This is a genomic window from Dysgonomonas sp. UBA7630 (genome assembly GCF_002483985.1).
GTDB lineage: Bacteria > Bacteroidota > Bacteroidia > Bacteroidales > Dysgonomonadaceae > Dysgonomonas.
On sequence record NZ_DLIY01000004.1, the window covers coordinates 140,699 to 157,698 of the forward strand.

The 17,000-nt window shown below is 36.4% G+C and carries 16 protein-coding genes; 14 read left to right on the forward strand and 2 right to left on the reverse strand.

Annotation, left to right across the window (positions count from 1 at the left end; genetic code table 11):
* Positions 1-12: 12 nt before the first annotated feature.
* From B3P17_RS02255 to B3P17_RS02295, 9 genes are all read left to right on the forward strand, one after another.
* On the forward strand, positions 13-849 hold the full coding sequence (locus B3P17_RS02255; protein ID WP_252638577.1) for a glycerophosphodiester phosphodiesterase: 837 nt from the start codon (positions 13-15) through the stop codon (positions 847-849).
* Complete coding sequence (locus B3P17_RS02260) at positions 846-1,652, forward strand: LicD family protein (RefSeq protein WP_291103052.1); 807 nt, start codon at positions 846-848, stop codon at positions 1,650-1,652. Before B3P17_RS02255 ends, B3P17_RS02260 begins: the two co-directional genes overlap by 4 nt.
* A gap of 61 nt (positions 1,653-1,713) precedes the next feature.
* Positions 1,714-2,166, forward strand: coding sequence for an adenylyltransferase/cytidyltransferase family protein (locus tag B3P17_RS02265; protein ID WP_252638575.1), 453 nt, complete (start codon positions 1,714-1,716; stop codon positions 2,164-2,166).
* 9 nt (positions 2,167-2,175) lie between these two features.
* Positions 2,176-2,910: an SDR family NAD(P)-dependent oxidoreductase gene (locus tag B3P17_RS02270; protein ID WP_252638574.1), complete on the forward strand. Its 735-nt coding sequence runs from the start codon at positions 2,176-2,178 to the stop codon at positions 2,908-2,910.
* Positions 2,911-3,074: 164 nt separating this feature from the next.
* Positions 3,075-4,139 (forward strand): glycosyltransferase family 4 protein, encoded by a 1,065-nt coding sequence (locus B3P17_RS02275; protein WP_252638573.1) that lies wholly within the window; start codon positions 3,075-3,077, stop codon positions 4,137-4,139.
* 2 nt (positions 4,140-4,141) lie between these two features.
* A complete protein-coding gene (locus B3P17_RS02280; RefSeq protein WP_252638572.1) occupies positions 4,142-4,894 on the forward strand; it encodes a WecB/TagA/CpsF family glycosyltransferase in 753 nt (250 codons plus the stop codon).
* A gap of 4 nt (positions 4,895-4,898) precedes the next feature.
* Positions 4,899-5,501 (forward strand): D-sedoheptulose-7-phosphate isomerase, encoded by a 603-nt coding sequence (locus B3P17_RS02285; RefSeq protein WP_252638571.1) that lies wholly within the window; start codon positions 4,899-4,901, stop codon positions 5,499-5,501.
* The gene (locus B3P17_RS02290; protein ID WP_291103060.1) at positions 5,498-6,535 is read left to right on the forward strand and encodes a dehydrogenase; all 1,038 of its coding nucleotides are present in this window, start codon (positions 5,498-5,500) and stop codon (positions 6,533-6,535) included. Before B3P17_RS02285 ends, B3P17_RS02290 begins: the two co-directional genes overlap by 4 nt.
* A 7-nt stretch (positions 6,536-6,542) precedes the next feature.
* Positions 6,543-7,025 carry a GAF domain-containing protein gene (locus B3P17_RS02295; RefSeq protein WP_252638569.1) on the forward strand — a complete coding sequence of 161 codons (483 nt, stop codon included), beginning with the start codon at positions 6,543-6,545 and terminating at the stop codon, positions 7,023-7,025.
* Positions 7,026-7,031: 6 nt separating this feature from the next.
* Here the strand turns inward: B3P17_RS02295 and B3P17_RS02300 are convergent, their stop codons facing one another.
* Both B3P17_RS02300 and B3P17_RS02305 read right to left on the reverse strand, forming a co-directional pair.
* Positions 7,032-8,852 carry an SLC13 family permease gene (locus B3P17_RS02300; RefSeq protein ID WP_291103125.1) on the reverse strand — a complete coding sequence of 607 codons (1,821 nt, stop codon included), beginning with the start codon at positions 8,850-8,852 and terminating at the stop codon, positions 7,032-7,034.
* A gap of 471 nt (positions 8,853-9,323) precedes the next feature.
* Entirely contained in the window at positions 9,324-9,851 is a 528-nt protein-coding gene (locus B3P17_RS02305) for a hypothetical protein (RefSeq protein ID WP_291103063.1), read from the reverse strand.
* Positions 9,852-10,250: 399 nt separating this feature from the next.
* On the opposite strand from B3P17_RS02305, the gene B3P17_RS02310 reads away from it, so the two are divergent.
* The 5 genes from B3P17_RS02310 to B3P17_RS02330 all read left to right on the forward strand — a co-directional run bounded on the left by B3P17_RS02310 (position 10,251) and on the right by B3P17_RS02330 (position 16,943).
* Positions 10,251-10,805, forward strand: coding sequence for a nucleotide exchange factor GrpE (locus B3P17_RS02310; protein ID WP_252638567.1), 555 nt, complete (start codon positions 10,251-10,253; stop codon positions 10,803-10,805).
* A gap of 15 nt (positions 10,806-10,820) precedes the next feature.
* Entirely contained in the window at positions 10,821-11,957 is a 1,137-nt protein-coding gene (dnaJ, locus tag B3P17_RS02315; protein ID WP_135104783.1) for a molecular chaperone DnaJ, read from the forward strand.
* Between the two features lie 151 nt (positions 11,958-12,108).
* Positions 12,109-13,203 carry a Nif3-like dinuclear metal center hexameric protein gene (locus tag B3P17_RS02320; protein WP_252638566.1) on the forward strand — a complete coding sequence of 365 codons (1,095 nt, stop codon included), beginning with the start codon at positions 12,109-12,111 and terminating at the stop codon, positions 13,201-13,203.
* A gap of 111 nt (positions 13,204-13,314) precedes the next feature.
* Positions 13,315-14,070 carry a zinc ribbon domain-containing protein gene (locus B3P17_RS02325; RefSeq protein WP_252638565.1) on the forward strand — a complete coding sequence of 252 codons (756 nt, stop codon included), beginning with the start codon at positions 13,315-13,317 and terminating at the stop codon, positions 14,068-14,070.
* 329 nt (positions 14,071-14,399) lie between these two features.
* Entirely contained in the window at positions 14,400-16,943 is a 2,544-nt protein-coding gene (locus tag B3P17_RS02330) for an adenosylcobalamin-dependent ribonucleoside-diphosphate reductase (RefSeq protein ID WP_252638564.1), read from the forward strand.
* Positions 16,944-17,000: the final 57 nt, after the last annotated feature.

Sequence of the window (17,000 nt, forward strand, 5' to 3'; positions counted from 1 at the left end):
GCATACTATAATATGAATCCAAAACGAAAAAAAGCATATAGCAGTTATTTAAAGCATATAGGAACATTCTTAATATTTATAATAATATTTAATTCGTGTCAAGACGAAAAGGCTGAAGATATAGAATATATAAATAAACACACTAAAATAATTGCTCATCGAGGATATTGGAATATTAAGGGTTCTACTGAAAATTCGATATCTTCACTGACTAATGCACAAATGAGGGGATTTTACGGATCTGAATTTGATGTATTTATTACATCTGATGGGATACCGGTTATTAGTCACGAAAAGTATATAAATAAAATGACCATTGAAGATACACCCTATAAAAATATTAAAAATTATATATTGAGAAATGGTGAAATATTACCAACTTTAGAAAGATACTTAATTGTAGGTGCAAAACATAAAGAGACCAAACTAATATTGGAGATCAAACCCCTTTCAACAAAAGATAAAGAAGATGATGCGGTCAAAATCATAAGAGAACTAGTTGGAAATTATAATATGGATGAACAAGTTAATTATATCTCTTTCAGTTTAAATATTTGCACAAAAATGCGAAAATTGAACCCTTCAGCTAAGATATTTTACACAAATGGAGATTTAGCTCCATCAAGAGTCAAAGAACTTGGGTTAAGTGGTATTTCATATAATTATAGTATCTTTAATAAAAATATCAACTGGATCAAAGAAGCAAAAAATTTGGGTTTAATGACCAACGTATGGGTTGTAAATGATGTAGAACTGATGAAAGAATTCTTAAAGGAAGATGTAGATTTTATAACTACCGACGAACCCGTAATGTTGACACAAGTAATACGAAAAAATACTAGCAAATGAAAAAAATAAATTCACATGAACTGCATGCACTTCTTCTAGATTTAGCTATTACATTTGATAGAATATGTAAAAACAACAAAATACCGTATTATATGCTAGGAGGAACTATGCTAGGGGCTGTTCGACATCAAGGATTCATTCCATGGGATGACGATATGGATTTTGGAGTCTCTTCCGAATTCTTTCCTATATTATTAGAAGCCTTATCATTAGAACTACCCGAATACTATAAAGTNNATTGCGATCTTTTTTATGTGAATTTCATCAAGATAGAAGATACTCGAACGTTGATTAATGAAGTGGGTAAGTCTGAATGCAATGATAAAATAGGGGTCTTCTTGGATATTTTCCCTTTATATAGAACTAATAGTAAGAAAAGTATATTTAGTTTAAACTCAATTATTGTAAAACTAGTTACTCTACAAGCTATCATATTCACTGATACATCTCAGAGAAAAGGAGTGAAAAAAAAAATAGCTTCTATAGCTAAAATTATTTACCCATTCTCGCGTTTCACTATTCATAAATTAATTGATTATCTATTTAAGCTTAGAGAGCATCACGGAAAAAGGAATGATTGTATTTGTAATTTTTATGGGGCTTGGGGATTAAAAGAGCTAATATCAGCGAAGATAATCGGAAATCCAAAAGAATATAAATTTGAAAACATTACACTTTCTGGTGTAGAAAATAGCGACGCATATTTAAAAAGTTTATATAATAATTATATGGAGGTACCTCCAGTCGAAAAACGTCGCATTCACTTAAAGGAAATGTTTTTTGTATCCAAAGATCATATTTAAATAGCATAGAGTAAATTTTACACATGAAAAATAAAGCAATGAATTGTTTGTAGTTAATATTATGATAAAAGATAAGTTAGTCATTTACACATCGGGAACATTTGATATGTTCCATAGTAATCATTTAAAAATGATTGAATATGCAAGAGGTCTAGGTGATATATTAATAGTGGGTGTTAGTACTGATGAGTTAGTTAGTTCTTATAAACCTGTCCCAATCATTCCTTTTGAGGAACGTATTGCCATAATTAAAGCTTTAAAATACCCTGACATTGTAATTCCTCAAGAGTCTTTAGATCATACGGATGTTGTCAGGAATCTAAATATAGACGTCTTTGTTGTAGGTAATGATTGGGTAGGAAAATACGATTACTTAAAAGAATTAGGAGTACAAGTCTGTTATTTTCCGTATGGCAAGGGTATTTCCAGTTCTTCTCTAAAACAACAAATAAGTGAAAACTATGAGAAATTAAAAAAACAGTCAATTATACGGAAAAATCCCGATATTAAATAAACAAAACAAATGAAAACGGCGGTTATTACGGGTAGTACAAAAGGAATTGGATTAGCATTATCAAAAAGAATGCTTACATTAGGATATAAAGTATATATGACTTACTTCCATGATGATGCCCATGCGGAGATTTTATACCAAACATTTTCTCAGAAATATAATAATGACCATTTTGTTATAGACAAAGTTGATCTATCTAATCGCGATAAGGCTATTGAATATATTTATAAATTAAAGGAGGAAGTTAAAGCTATTGATGTTTTGATATTGAATGCAACCGTTACGGATCGTACCCCTTTTGAAAATATGGAACTAGATAGTTTTGAGAAAGTCTTAAGAACAAATGTAACGATACCATTTCTTTTTGTTCAATCCTTATTAAACAATATAAAACTCAGCAAAGATAAATGCATTATTTTTACAGGCTCTATAATGGGTATATACCCGCATCCTTTATCTATAGCCTATGGTGTAAGTAAATCAGCTGGACATGCATTAGCAAAAAATCTAGTGAAATTTCTAGAGCCTTATGGAGTAAGAAGCAACGTGATTGCGCCTGGATTCGTAGAAACAGAAATGCAAAAAGATAAGCCTATGCATATTAGAGAAAATATATGCAATAAACTATCCTTGCATCGTTTTGCTACCGTTGAAGAAATTGTAGATGCATTCATATTTGTTATTAATAACCAATACATAAATGGCACAATCCTAGAAATTGATGGAGGTTATTGTTATAAGTAATTATATAGTTGCCTCTTGTTTATGAAAGATAGGCACAAGAAATAGAAGGTCTTTCAACATCAGAAGGATTAGCAATGCGTTAGATTCATAGAGCATATATTTTTGTATTTGCGGAGACACATAAGCCATATACTTGTTATTAATTAGATTAGACCTAAAAATAAATGAAAATAGCGATTGATATGACTCCACTTTATAATAGAAAATTAACAGGAGTTGAAAATTATGGTATAGAACTATATCAGGCATTAATAAAAACTAGTGCGGATGTCTATCCTATATTCAGAATGGAAAATATATTAGATAACAATCCTAATACCATTATAATAAAAGAATCAAATAGACTATTAGTAGACAATCTATTACTTTCTAAAACGGTGAGGAGTTTAAATATAAAATCTGTTATTTTCCCTATTTTTCCTCCTCCAATAGATATTTATTGGAGAAAAAAATATTTAGTTGCAACAACAATCCACGATCTAGCATTTAAGCACTTTTCTTCTACTCTTTCTTTAAATGCTCGCATTTATATAAAGCCTAAATTAAATTTAGCATTGAAGCATGCTGATAAAATTATTACTATATCAGAAACTGTAAAAAAAGAGATAGAAAAATATACAAATAAACAAGTTATTAATTGGGGTGAAAATATTTCAAAAAAATACTTGCAAACAGAAGATTATATAAAAGAAGCATTCTTATCCCAATGGGAATTAAAACCTGATAATTATTTTCTATCCGTCTCAACTATTGAGCCTCGGAAAAACTTCAAATATTTACTTCAGATATTTAAAGAATATAGGAATATTGACCATAGCATTAAGCTCGTACTAGTTGGACGGAAGGGTTGGGGGAAAGACAAAGAACTTAATCGATTAGTAACAGAACTATCTAATTCAATTATATTCACAAATTACATTTCTAATGAAGAGTTAATGACTCTATACCATTATTCAAAAGCTTTTTTCCTTTTATCCTTGTATGAAGGATTTGGCAGAACTCCATTGGAGGCATTAGCCTGTGATGCGAGGGTCTTTGTCTCTGACATACCTATTTTTAGAGAAACTTTAAAGGAAAATGTAATTTATCTACCATTAAATGACATTGATAATTGCATAAAAATATTGAATAATTACGATTTTACATCAAATAAAAAGAAAAATATAGATATTCCATTTGACATTTTAGATAATAATATTTCAAAAAACTTTAAAGACCTAATTAATTAATAATGAACACAGTTGGAATATTAAACATAAAAATTCAGAATTTATCTCGCCAGAACTTATTAGAACAACTTAATGAAGGAATATTAATGCCTATAAATGTAGATGTTCTTATGAAACTTCAAAAAGATAAATCCTTCTATAATGTATATAGTGCAGCGAACTGGGTTGTGTGTGACAGTAAGATTATAGCTCTTAGTTTAAAATTTTTAAAAAATCAGATAAAAGAAGTTATACCAGGCTCTTCTTTTTTCCCTCTATTTTATAATTATCACAAAAAGAATGAAAAGATAAAAATATTTTTACTTGGAGCTGGGCCTGATGTTGCTGTTACTGCAATGAAAAAAATCAATGAGAAAGTAGGCCGTAAAATAATAGTCGGAGCACATGCTCCCTCGTATGGCTTCGAAAAGAACCCTAAAGAATGTGAAGATATTATCCAAATGATAAATAAAACTGATGCTACAGTTCTAGTGGTTGGTGTTGGAGCTCCTAAACAAGAGAAATGGATATATAGTTATAAAAATAAACTCCCGAATATAAGATTATTTATGGCACTTGGAGCCACAATAGATTTTGAAGCAGGCAACGTCAAACGTGCACCTAAGATATTTCAAAAATTAGCATTAGAATGGCTTTATCGTATGATTAAAGATCCTGGAAGATTGATAAAACGCTATTTGGTCGATGACATTCCTTTTTTTTATTATCTATTACAACAAAAATTAGATCTTTACAAAAACCCATTTAGAGAATAAAACTATGAGAAAAGTTATTGCATCCCAAATACAGACTTCTATTGATGTTAAACAATTAATTTTATCTGATGAGTTATTTCTGCTTGATATACAGAAAGCAGCTGATATAATAACTAGAGCCTATCAGAATAACAAGAAAACTTTACTCGCAGGAAATGGCGGAAGCGCTGCTGATGCACAACATATTGCTGGCGAATTTGTTAGCCGCTTTTATTTTGACCGTCCAGGTTTACCCGCGATTGCATTAAGTACAGATACTTCTATATTAACAGCCATAGGTAATGACTATGGATATGAAAAACTTTTTGCAAGACAGGTGCAAGCACAAGGCAATGAAGGTGATGTATTTATTGGTTTTAGTACCTCTGGTAATTCTGAAAATATTCTTTTAGCTTTAGAAGAATGTAGGAAAAAAGACATCTATAGTATTGGGTTAACAGGACAGAATGGAGGCAAGATGAATAATCTCTGTGATTTAACACTAAAAGTGCCGTCTTTAGAGACTCCACGAATCCAAGAATCTCATATTTTAATCGGACATATTATATGTTGTATTGTGGAAGAAATTATATTTAAAGACCTAAAACCTTCAAAAAATAAGCAATGATCATACGTTCTAAAGCCCCATTACGATTGGGCCTAGCAGGTGGAGGAAGTGATGTTTCTCCCTATAGTGATGAGTATGGAGGATTAATTCTAAATGCCACAATAAGTTTATATGCATATTGTACTATTGAAGAAACTGATAATGGATTAATATCAATTAATGCTCCAGATATAAATAAATTTGCCGATTATCCTGTCTCTAAAACATTACCTATAAATGGCGACTTAGATCTTCACAAAGCTGTATATAACAGAATTGTAAAAGATTATAATATNAAGCCTCAATCATTTTCTTTAACAACCTATTCTGATGCTCCTCCCGGAAGCGGTTTAGGTTCTTCATCAACTATGGTTGTTTCTATAATTAAAGCATTTGCGGAATGGTATAATCTTCCATTAGGTGAATATGAGATAGCTAGATTAGCATATGAAATAGAACGAATCGAACTTAATCTTAGTGGAGGAAAACAGGATCAATATGCTGCAACTTTTGGAGGTTTCAATTTCATGGAATTTAGAAACAATGATCAAGTTATAGTAAATCCGTTGAGAATAAAACAATGGATTATCGATGAGCTTGAAGCATCCATCGTCCTTTATTATACAGGAGCATCTAGAGAATCAGCAAAAATTATTGATGAGCAGAAAAAGAATACCTCTTCAAAAAATATGGAGGCGATTGAAGCTATGCATAGAATTAAACAAAGTTCTATAGATATGAAAGAAGCTATTTTAAAAGGTGATATTACTCAGTTTTCAAAAATTTTAGGTAAAGCGTGGGAAGATAAGAAAAGAATGGCCAGTTCTATATCAAATAGCTATATTGATGAAATTTTTGATATTGCTTTAAATGCTGGAGCTTTTACAGGTAAAATATCCGGAGCAGGAGGGGGAGGATTTATTATATTTATTGTAGATCCCCAAAAACGAATAAATGTAATTAATGCTCTAGACAAATTAAGAGGGAAAGTTGTCGATTTTCTGTTCAGTAAAGGGGGATGCCATAGTTGGAAAATTTATAATAAAATAAATTAATTTAATCATGTCACACTCTCTCCACATATCCACTTCTTCCAAAGAAGAGAAATACCTCACTCTCCTACCCCAGCTAAAAGGCTTACTCGAAGGGGAGACAGACACTATTGCCAATATGGCAAATATATCTGCGGCCTTGAAAATGACATTTGGATTTTTCTGGGTAGGGTTCTATATAGTAAAAAGAGAGGAACTCGTGCTCGGCCCATTCCAAGGAACAATAGCCTGTACCCGAATCAAATACGGCAAAGGCGTTTGCGGCACAGCATGGAAAGAAAAGCGAACGGTTATAGTAGAGAATGTTAACGAATTCCCCGGGCATATAGCTTGTGATGCCGCTTCGCAGTCCGAAATAGTAGTGCCTCTATTCAACCATAACGACGTGATTGCCGTTTTAGATGTAGACAGTGAACATCTCAATCATTTCGACAAAACGGACGCTCTCTACCTCGAGCAGATAGTAAAGTTCCTTGAAGATAAAATCAATTAAATCGTTTTAGAAAGGAAACAATAAAGGAAGAGCCAGTATCATAATTATTCCCATAATCACTTGCAAAGGCAAGCCGACCTTCATATAATCCATAAAGGTATAACGTCCCGCAGTCATTACTAATGCATTGGGTGGAGTTGAGAATGGAGAAGCAAAACACATACTGGCCGCAACTGCTACAGCAAACAAGAATGGATAAGGACTCACCCCCATCCCCTCTGCAGCCTTCAAGGCTATAGGTGTAAACAACACAGCTGTGGCAGTATTACTTATAAACATAGTGAGCAAAGACGTACAAAAGTAAATCCCCGCAAGCAATGCATAAGGGCCCATATCTCCCAAATGATTAACTAAAGAACCCGAGATAAGAGTATCTACTCCTGTATTCTGAAAAGCAGTAGCCATCGGCAACATTGCACCAATCAGTACTACACTTTCCCAGTTTATACTATTATACGCTTCTTCCATATTACGAAGACAGCCCGTTACCACCATCAGCACAGCAGCTAACATAATAGCAATCACCGAAGGGAGAATCTCTAACACCATTGCCAATACCATCAATATCATTATCCCGGCTGCAATAGGAGCATTCTGATCCAATGTTACTTTAGCGGCCTCTTTCAATGGTTGACCTACAAGCACCAGATCATCTTGCCTGTTGTCTAAATTTGCCAAATCTTTCCAAGTACCCTGTATCAAAAGAGCATCCCCCGAATGCAACTTAGTATCTTTAATATCCCGCATCTTATATTCATTCTGACGCTGAATACCCAATACATTTACATTATACTCTTCCCTGAAACTAATTTCAGAAATTGTACGATTTATCAATCTGGAATTAGGCATAATAAAGACCTCTGCAATACCCGACTCCTGAAATCCTGCGAATGGAGTTTCATCGGTTTTTTTCTCCAAATGGAGATCATTATCAGAAACAAATCTTTCTATATTTTCTATATCTCCGAGGCAATATATNNGCAATATTACCGACTTGGGGCCTGCAACCTCCTCTATAAACTTTTTTCTGAATCTCGAATTACCATTCTTACGTATAATTTTACTGATACTGATATCGTAGGTTGAAGCAATCTTTAGTTCGGCAAGCGTTTTGTTCAACAATGGCGAATCAGACTTTACCTCTACCTTGTACGATTGTTGTTGCAGTTGGTATTCCTGAGCCAATTCAACCAAAGATTTTCCTTCTTTCTTCTTGCCCGATGATGAATCACTCTTTGAAACAAGCAGCTTGCTCAAGAAGAAGAGAACGACAACACCAATACCCAACGCAATGAAACCGATAGGCGCAAACGAGAAAAAGGATAAAGCCTCATATCCGGCATCAACAAGCGCATTCTGAATCACAAGATTGGGAGGTGTACTAATCAACGTAAACATCCCCATACTACTGGCAAAAGCCAAAGGCATAAGGTAACGACGTGGACTTATATTGGCACTCGCAGCCATACTCACAATAATAGGCATCATCACGGCCACAGTGCCCGTATTACTCACAAAAGCTCCGATAGAAGCCGTAACCAACATGACCAGAATAAATAGTTTATTCTCATTCTGCCCTGCGGTCTGAAGTATTTTGCTACTTATCATCTTTGCCAGCCCTGTGCGGAAAATACCGGCTCCTACGACAAAGAGACCAATCATCATAATTACAACCGAATTAGAAAAACCGGCTAATGCTTCGGTAGGAGTCAACACTCCGGTTAATGCCAATATGAGCAGAGCACATACAGCCACAAGATCTGAACGAACCTTTCCTCGCATGAAGAAAAAAGATGCGACCAACAAAGTTGCTAATGTTATATTGATAGGAGATAGTAAAGACGAAAGTTCCATTTGCGTAATTGTTTATAATTCCTTTCCAGTTTGTAAACAATGCAAAGATAAAAAATACTGATTCATCCAGCTACTTGTTTCTAACAACAACAATAAAAAGATAAGAATTGTTTGTATTTTTTCACTTTCGTTGAATACGAAGTCTTTTTATAGAAAAAGGAACATTATACGAAGGATTCCCTTAAGGCTTGCTAAGGAGAAGAATTTAGTTGTCTCTGAACAGAATGAAGCGCCTAAGACTTAACAGTCTACAAGCAAGACTCCGTTCTGTTCAGAAAACAACAACATACAAACACGCTTCTGTGTACAAAGATACTTATATGTGAAAAAGGAATATCTTTCTATAAATTATATTCTAAAACACTACAAAAACAAGAATGTTCACACATTTAGTTATACGCTAATATTTTTTAAATGTTACATAAATATTAAAAAAACAGATTCTCAATCAACAACTACTCCTTTGATATTTGCAATACTAATTCCTCTGAAACAATCATCAGCGCAGTTATTTTCACTATAAACACACAAGGAAATCATTCCTTCGTTTTTTGTTTCAAAATAAGTTTGCGTATCTTTTCTTTTTTTCAACCAGTCTTGTTTTGCCTTTTCATAAACTTCATCGAGAGTTAAAACATCCGATGCCGGCGTATTTTTATGACTACCTAGTTCTAATACGTTTTCAGTCCACTCCAATTCAAGATTAGCATTTACTTCACTCGGATAGCCGGTATATTTAAAGCTTCGCCTATTTACTTTGCCATCATAAATAGTGATAGTCGTTTGCCAGGAATAACCAACCCATGTACCTCCGGTTGTTGTATATTCGTATGTATTATTGGTTTGTTTCTTAAAACGACTCCATGCTTCCTGACTATCCTTAAATCTATCTTCGTATTCAAAATTATCATTATCACAAGATGTGAAAACAAAACCAACGAACAACAGTATAAGTAGCATTTTATGTTTCATAGTCTATACACTTTGGGGGTCTTTATTAGCAATATATTATTTTTTCAAACTAGATGTTTTTATTTTAGCAACACTTTCTGAATAGAAATAAGCAAGTTCATCTCCTATAATATTATGATGCAATACGAGTCTTTTTCGTTGCATTTACTTTTTATATATCTCAAAAAAAAATAAAACTTGACAATTTAAGGATATATCAATCCGTTCAGTACAACAAAGATAATCTATATATTCCTTTGCAGTACAATGGATATTTTATTTGAAAATTGAGACTCCATAAGAATTTTGGCAAGCCTTTTGCTATATACTTATCAACATCAATTTGGATACAATAAATTACGCTTGTTAATTTGTTGACAATATCTTTGTTATTAGCTGAAAATAAAATAAATATAAAATATGAAAGAGGATATTTCTGATAAAGATCTTGAAAGAGATGAATTTGTAGAAACAGACAATCTGACAAATAATCAGACAGAAGAAAATGCAGGAGACGAAGCAAGTGACAATGTGACCGATTGGGAAGCAAAATACAATGAGCTCAACAACTCTTACCTGCGCCTTAATGCTGAATTCGACAACTATCGCAAACGTACATTGAAAGAAAAAGCCGAGCTGCTTAAATCAGGTAGCGAAAGAGTGTTGCTTGACATCATAGCGGTAGTCGATGACTTTGAGAGAGCATTAGACAACATCTCTAAAACGGAAGACATAGATGCTGTAAAAGAAGGTATAGATCTTATATACAGCAAGTTTTCAAGCTTCCTTACCAAGCACGGAGTAAAAGAGATAGAAACCATCGGTCATGCATTCGACACCGATAAGCATGAGGCGGTAACTACTATTCCGGCTCAGAGCGAAGAAGACAAAGACAAAATCATAGACAGTATACAGAAAGGATACACACTCGATGATAAAATCATCAGATATCCTAAAGTAATTGTTGCAAAATAAAACAAGAATATTTCGATGGCAACAAAGAGAGACTACTACGAAGTGCTAGAGGTAACCAAGACCGCAACATCTGAGGAAATAAAAAAAGCATATCGCAAAAAAGCAATTCAGTATCACCCCGACAAAAACCCGGGAAACAGTGAGGCAGAAGAAAAATTTAAGGAAGCTGCCGAAGCCTACGAAATACTGAGCGACGAGCAGAAACGTGCCAAATATGACAGATATGGACACGAAGCTCCGGGCGGATTTGGCGGCGCAGGAGGATTCTCGATGGATGACATATTCTCTCAGTTTGGCGATATATTCGGCGGGCACTTTGGAGGAGGATTTGGCGGGTTTGGCGGTCAACGTGGCCCTAGAACAAACAGAGGTTCAGACCTTCGTGTAAAAGTCAAATTATCTCTGAAAGATATCGCATCGGGCGTAGAGAAAAAGATAAAAGTAAACAAATTTGTTTCTTGTACGCACTGTAAAGGTACAGGAGCAGACAAAGGCACAGCCTACGAAACATGTTCGACCTGTAAAGGCTCGGGTGTTGTTACTCGTGTGATGAACACCATTTTGGGGCAAATGCAAACACAATCTACATGTCCGACATGTAACGGTGAAGGAAAGACCATTACGAAAAAATGTGCTCACTGTGCCGGAGAAGGTATCACCCGCGAAGAAGAAGTGATAACCATCAACATTCCTGCCGGAGTAGCAGAAGGCATGCAACTATCGATGAGTGGTAAGGGAAATGCAGCCCGCCATGGTGGTATAAATGGCGACTTGCTTATCTTGGTAGAAGAAGAACCGCATCCTGAGTTGTTCAGAGACGACAATGATATAGTTTACAACCTACTGCTGAGTGTTTCTACAGCCGCATTGGGTGGTAATGTCGTTGTACCTACTATAGACGGAAAGGTAAAGGTAACGATAGAACCGGGAACACAGCCGGGTAAGGTTTTGCGACTCAAAAATAAAGGTCTGCCAAGCATCAACAGATACGGCACGGGAGACTTGTTGATAAACATCAGTGTCTATATTCCCGAAAACCTGAGCGACAGCGAGAAAGAAACCCTCACAGGATTGGAAAACTCTCCTAACTTTCAGCCTAGCAAATCGGTAAAAGAGAAGATATTCACTCATTTCAGAAAAATGTTCGATTAATCTCAATATTATTTAGATAAATAAAAAGCAATTCTTCCTTCTATAAGGGAGAGTTGCTTTTTTATTTCTCCTGATCTATATAAATGATGTAATATTTCATTTTCTATTATATCTTTGTTATAACCTAATGTTTATACAAATACAGCGAGCGATGAAGATTAAAGATATTCTGCATGTCATAGAACAGATTGCCCCTATTCCTTTGCAGGAAGGATTTGATAATAGTGGAGTGCAAATAGGAGATATACATCAGGAAGCCAAAGGCGCAATTGTTTGTATAGACGTCACCGAGGCCGTAATGGACGAAGCGATAGCCTTAGGCTGCAATCTGATCATATCGCACCATCCTCTGGCGTTCCGCAGCTTCAAATCTCTCACAGGCAAAAATTATATCGAACGCTGCATGATAAAGGCATGCAAGCACGACATCGTTGTATATGCAGCCCATACCAATCTGGATAATGCCTCGGAAGGAATTAATCAGTATTTGGCTGATATGCTCAACCTGCAACATGTAAGGATTCTTGATCCGCAAAAGGACAAACTACTTAAGCTTGTAACCTTTGTTCCACATTCACATGCCGAGCTTTTGCGCAATACATTGTTCAATGCAGGAGCCGGATCGATAGGCAACTACGACTCGTGCAGCTACAATATTACAGGAGAAGGAACATTCAGAGCAGGTGATGAAGCCAAGCCCTACTGTGGCGAAATAGGCGAATTGCACACCGAACCCGAGACACGCATCGAAATGGTATTGCCTGTATACAAGCGGTCGGAAGTTTTGCGCGCACTCATCTCGGTACATCCCTACGAAGAACCCGCATACGATTTCTACGCTTTACAAAACGAGTGGAGTAAAGCCGGAAGCGGTATCGTGGGTACGCTGCCCGAAGAGATGGACGAAGAAGATTTCTTATACTTGCTCAAAGACACATTCCACCTCAATATGCTGCAACACTCGCCTTTGCGTGGCACCCCCATACGCGATGTGGCTATATGCAGCGGCAGCGGGGCATTTCTTATTCCGAAAGCAGTTTCTTACAGCGCCGATATTTTCATCACGGGAGAAGCTAAGTACAACGACTTCTATGACGTGGAAGACAAAATATTGCTTGCAGTGATAGGACATTACGAGTCTGAAATTTTCACAAAGAATATTTTTTTCGATATTATTTCAAAAAAATATCCTACCTTTGCAGTATATATGTCAGGGTTTGACGTAAATCCTGTAAAATATTTGTAATCAGGCGGTGACACACTCCCGCTTATTACGGATGATGTAGTAAGAAGATAGTTGAAGCTATTCGATTACTGCATTTTTTTATGATAGAAATTCAATAAACAAAAATATCTTATGGCAAAAAAACCGACAGAAAAAGAAGTAACGGTAGAAGAAAAGCTACATACGCTTTATCATCTACAGCTGAAACTATCTGAAATAGATAATATCAAAATCCTACGTGGAGAACTTCCTCTTGAAGTAGCCGACCTTGAAGATGAAATCATCGGATTGGAAACTCGTATCAAAAAACACGAGGCTGAATTAAAAGAAGCTGAAACTGCGATTTCGCATCAAAAGCAAAAAGCAAAAGACAGCGAGCTTAAAATTGCAAAATACAAAGAACAGCTTGATAATGTTCGCAACAACCGTGAGTTCGATCACCTCAGCAAAGAGATAGAGTTCGAAACATTGGAGATTGAGTTATCCGAAAAACGCATCCGCGAATTTAGCCAAGATTCAAAAAGCCTTGCTGAGCAAATAGAAAAGAGTAAAGCTTTTCTTAGCGAACGTGCTGCCGACCTTGCTCAAAAGAAAGAAGAACTGGATGGCATTGTATCTGAAACAAAACAACAAGAAGAACAACTTCGCGACGAAGTGAAAGATATCGAGGCCGAAGTAGAACCTCGTTTATTACAAGCCTTCAAGAGAATTCGCAAAAGTGCACGCAACGGTTTGGCTGTTGTATGTATAGAGCGTGGTGCTTGCGGGGGTTGCTTCAACAAAATTCCACCACAAAAACAAATGGATATCAAAATCGGTAAGAAAATTATCGTTTGCGAATATTGTGGTCGTATCATGATTGATCCGGAACTGATAGCAGCAGAGTAACTTATCAGAAAATAACATATTTTACAAATAATCGGAAAGGTTAAAAAGATCTTTCTGATTATTTTTTTTGCTTTTTTCTTAAACATTATCTTCCACATCTTGTTCTATTTATTATACACTGAAAAACAAAATGGAAAACTTTTCCACAATATACAATTTTTACATATCTAATTTTCAGGTAATTAAATTTTAAAACGGAAAACTTTTTACTTTGTTAATAAATATATATTGCAAAATTTGTTTCATCATCACATAATCTGTAATATTGCATTAACAAAAAAAATCAAGAGAAACAGACGAAATAATTTATATAAAAAAAACATAAACAAATGGCACAGAAGGTTTACACTTTTGACGAGGCGTATAAAGCCGCACTTGATTACTTTAACGGTGATGAGCTAGCCGCTAAAGTATGGGTTAATAAATACGCCCTAAAAGATGCGACAGGCAATATCTACGAACAATCGCCCGAAGATATGCATTGGAGATTGGCGAACGAAATAGGCCGTATAGAATCAAAATATAAAAATGGACTCACCACCCAAGAGCTATACGACTTGTTTGACCAATTTAAATATATTGTGCCGCAAGGAAGCCCAATGACAGGGATAGGTAATGACTATCAAATAGCATCATTGTCGAACTGTTTTGTTATCGGCATGGATGGATCATCGGATTCATACGGGGCTATTATCCGCGTTGACGAAGAACAAGTACAACTGATGAAACGCCGTGGAGGTGTTGGACACGATTTATCACACATACGCCCTAAAGGATCACCGGTAAAGAACTCAGCTCTTACATCTACCGGACTTGTCCCTTTTATGGAAAGATATTCCAACTCTACACGTGAAGTCGCTCAAGACGGACGCCGTGGAGCTCTTATGCTTAGCGTATCGATCAAGCACCCGGACTCGGAATCATTCATTGATGCCAAAATGATAGAAGGAAAGGTTACCGGTGCCAATGTTTCGGTGAGGATAGACGATGCCTTTATGCAAGCAGTAGTAGACGGAACACCGTATACACAGCAATACCCGATAGACTCGGACAACCCGACTACAGTAAAAGAGACCGATGCTACCGAGCTGTGGAAAAAGATAGTTCACAACGCATGGAAATCGGCCGAACCGGGAGTATTGTTTTGGGATACCATTATCAGAGAATCTGTGCCTGACTGCTATGCAGACCTTGGATTCAAGACTATATCTACAAATCCATGTGGCGAGATCCCTCTTTGTCCTTATGACAGCTGCCGTCTATTGGCAATCAATTTATATTCATACGTAGTGAATCCATTCAAAGAAGATGCATATTTCGACTTCGAACTATTCAAAAAACACGTAGGACTGGCACAACGAATCATGGACGATATTATCGATCTTGAAACCGAAAAGATAGATAAGATCCTGAACAAAATAGAAATCGACCCTGAGAACGAAGAAGTTAAATGGCCTGAAAGACATCTATGGGAAAAAATTCGTAAGAAAACACTACAAGGCCGTCGTACAGGAGTAGGTATCACAGCCGAGGGCGACATGATTGCCGCTATGGGCTTGCGCTACGGAACAGAAGAGGCTACAACTTTTGCCGAAGAAGTACACCGCACACTGGCTATTGCTGCATACCGTGCCTCTGTGGAACTGGCGAAGGAACGTGGAGCATTCGAAATATTCGACATCGAACGTGAAAGAAACAATCCTTTCATCAATCGTTTGGCTGAAGTTGATCCGAAGCTATACAAAGACATGGAAAAATACGGACGTCGCAACATAGCATGTCTTACAGTAGCACCTACAGGAACAACGAGCTTGATGACACAGTCGACATCAGGTATCGAGCCGGTATTCCTCCCGGTGTATAAACGCCGCCGCAAAGTGAATCCGAACGACAAGGAAGTCCGTGTAGACTTTGTTGACGAAAACGGAGACTCTTGGGAAGAATATGTCGTATTCCACCATAAGTTTGTGACATGGATGGAAAGCAAAGGATATCCTGCTGCCAAACGATATACAAATGAAGAAATAGACAAGATGGTTGCCGAATCTCCTTACTACAAGGCTACTTCAAACGATGTAGACTGGCTACAGAAAGTAAAAATGCAGGGACGCATCCAAAAGTGGGTAGACCACTCTATCAGCGTAACCATCAACCTGCCATCTGATGTTTCGGAAGACCTCGTGAACCAGCTCTATATAGAAGCTTGGAAAAGCGGATGTAAAGGATGTACTGTGTACCGTGACGGATCACGCGCCGGAGTTCTTATTGCCAACGACAGCAAAAAGGAGGAAGAAGACTGCGGAGACTGCTACGAACGCCCTCAGATAGTAATGGAACGTCCTCGTGAACTGGCTGCGGATGTCATCAAATTCCAAAACAACAAGGAAAAATGGATTGCTTTCATCGGCTTATTAGACGGACGCCCTTACGAGATCTTTACCGGATTGTCGGACGATGACGAAGGCCTTGTGCTTCCGAAGAACATCAATCAAGGTGTGATTATCAAAACAATGAACGACGAAGGTCAACGTTCATACGACTTCCAGTTTAAGAATAAGAGAGGTTATAAAACAACAATCGAAGGATTGAACGGCAAGTTCAACCCGGAGTTCTGGAACTACGCCAAACTGATATCGGGAGTCTTGCGTTACGGAATGCCCATCGATCAGGTTGTAAAACTTGTTCAGGGACTTGAACTCAACAGCGAAACTATCAACACATGGAAGAATGGTGTTGAACGTGCGCTGAAGAAATACCTACCGAATGAAACAGAAGCCAAAGGTCAAAAATGTCCTGTCTGTGGACTAGAGACATTGGTGTATCAAGAAGGTTGTATGAAATGTACAAACTGTGGTGCATCAAAATGCGGATAAAGCATTTTTCAATAATAATAACAAAGCAGCAAGACAAATCGTCTTGCTGCTTTTGTT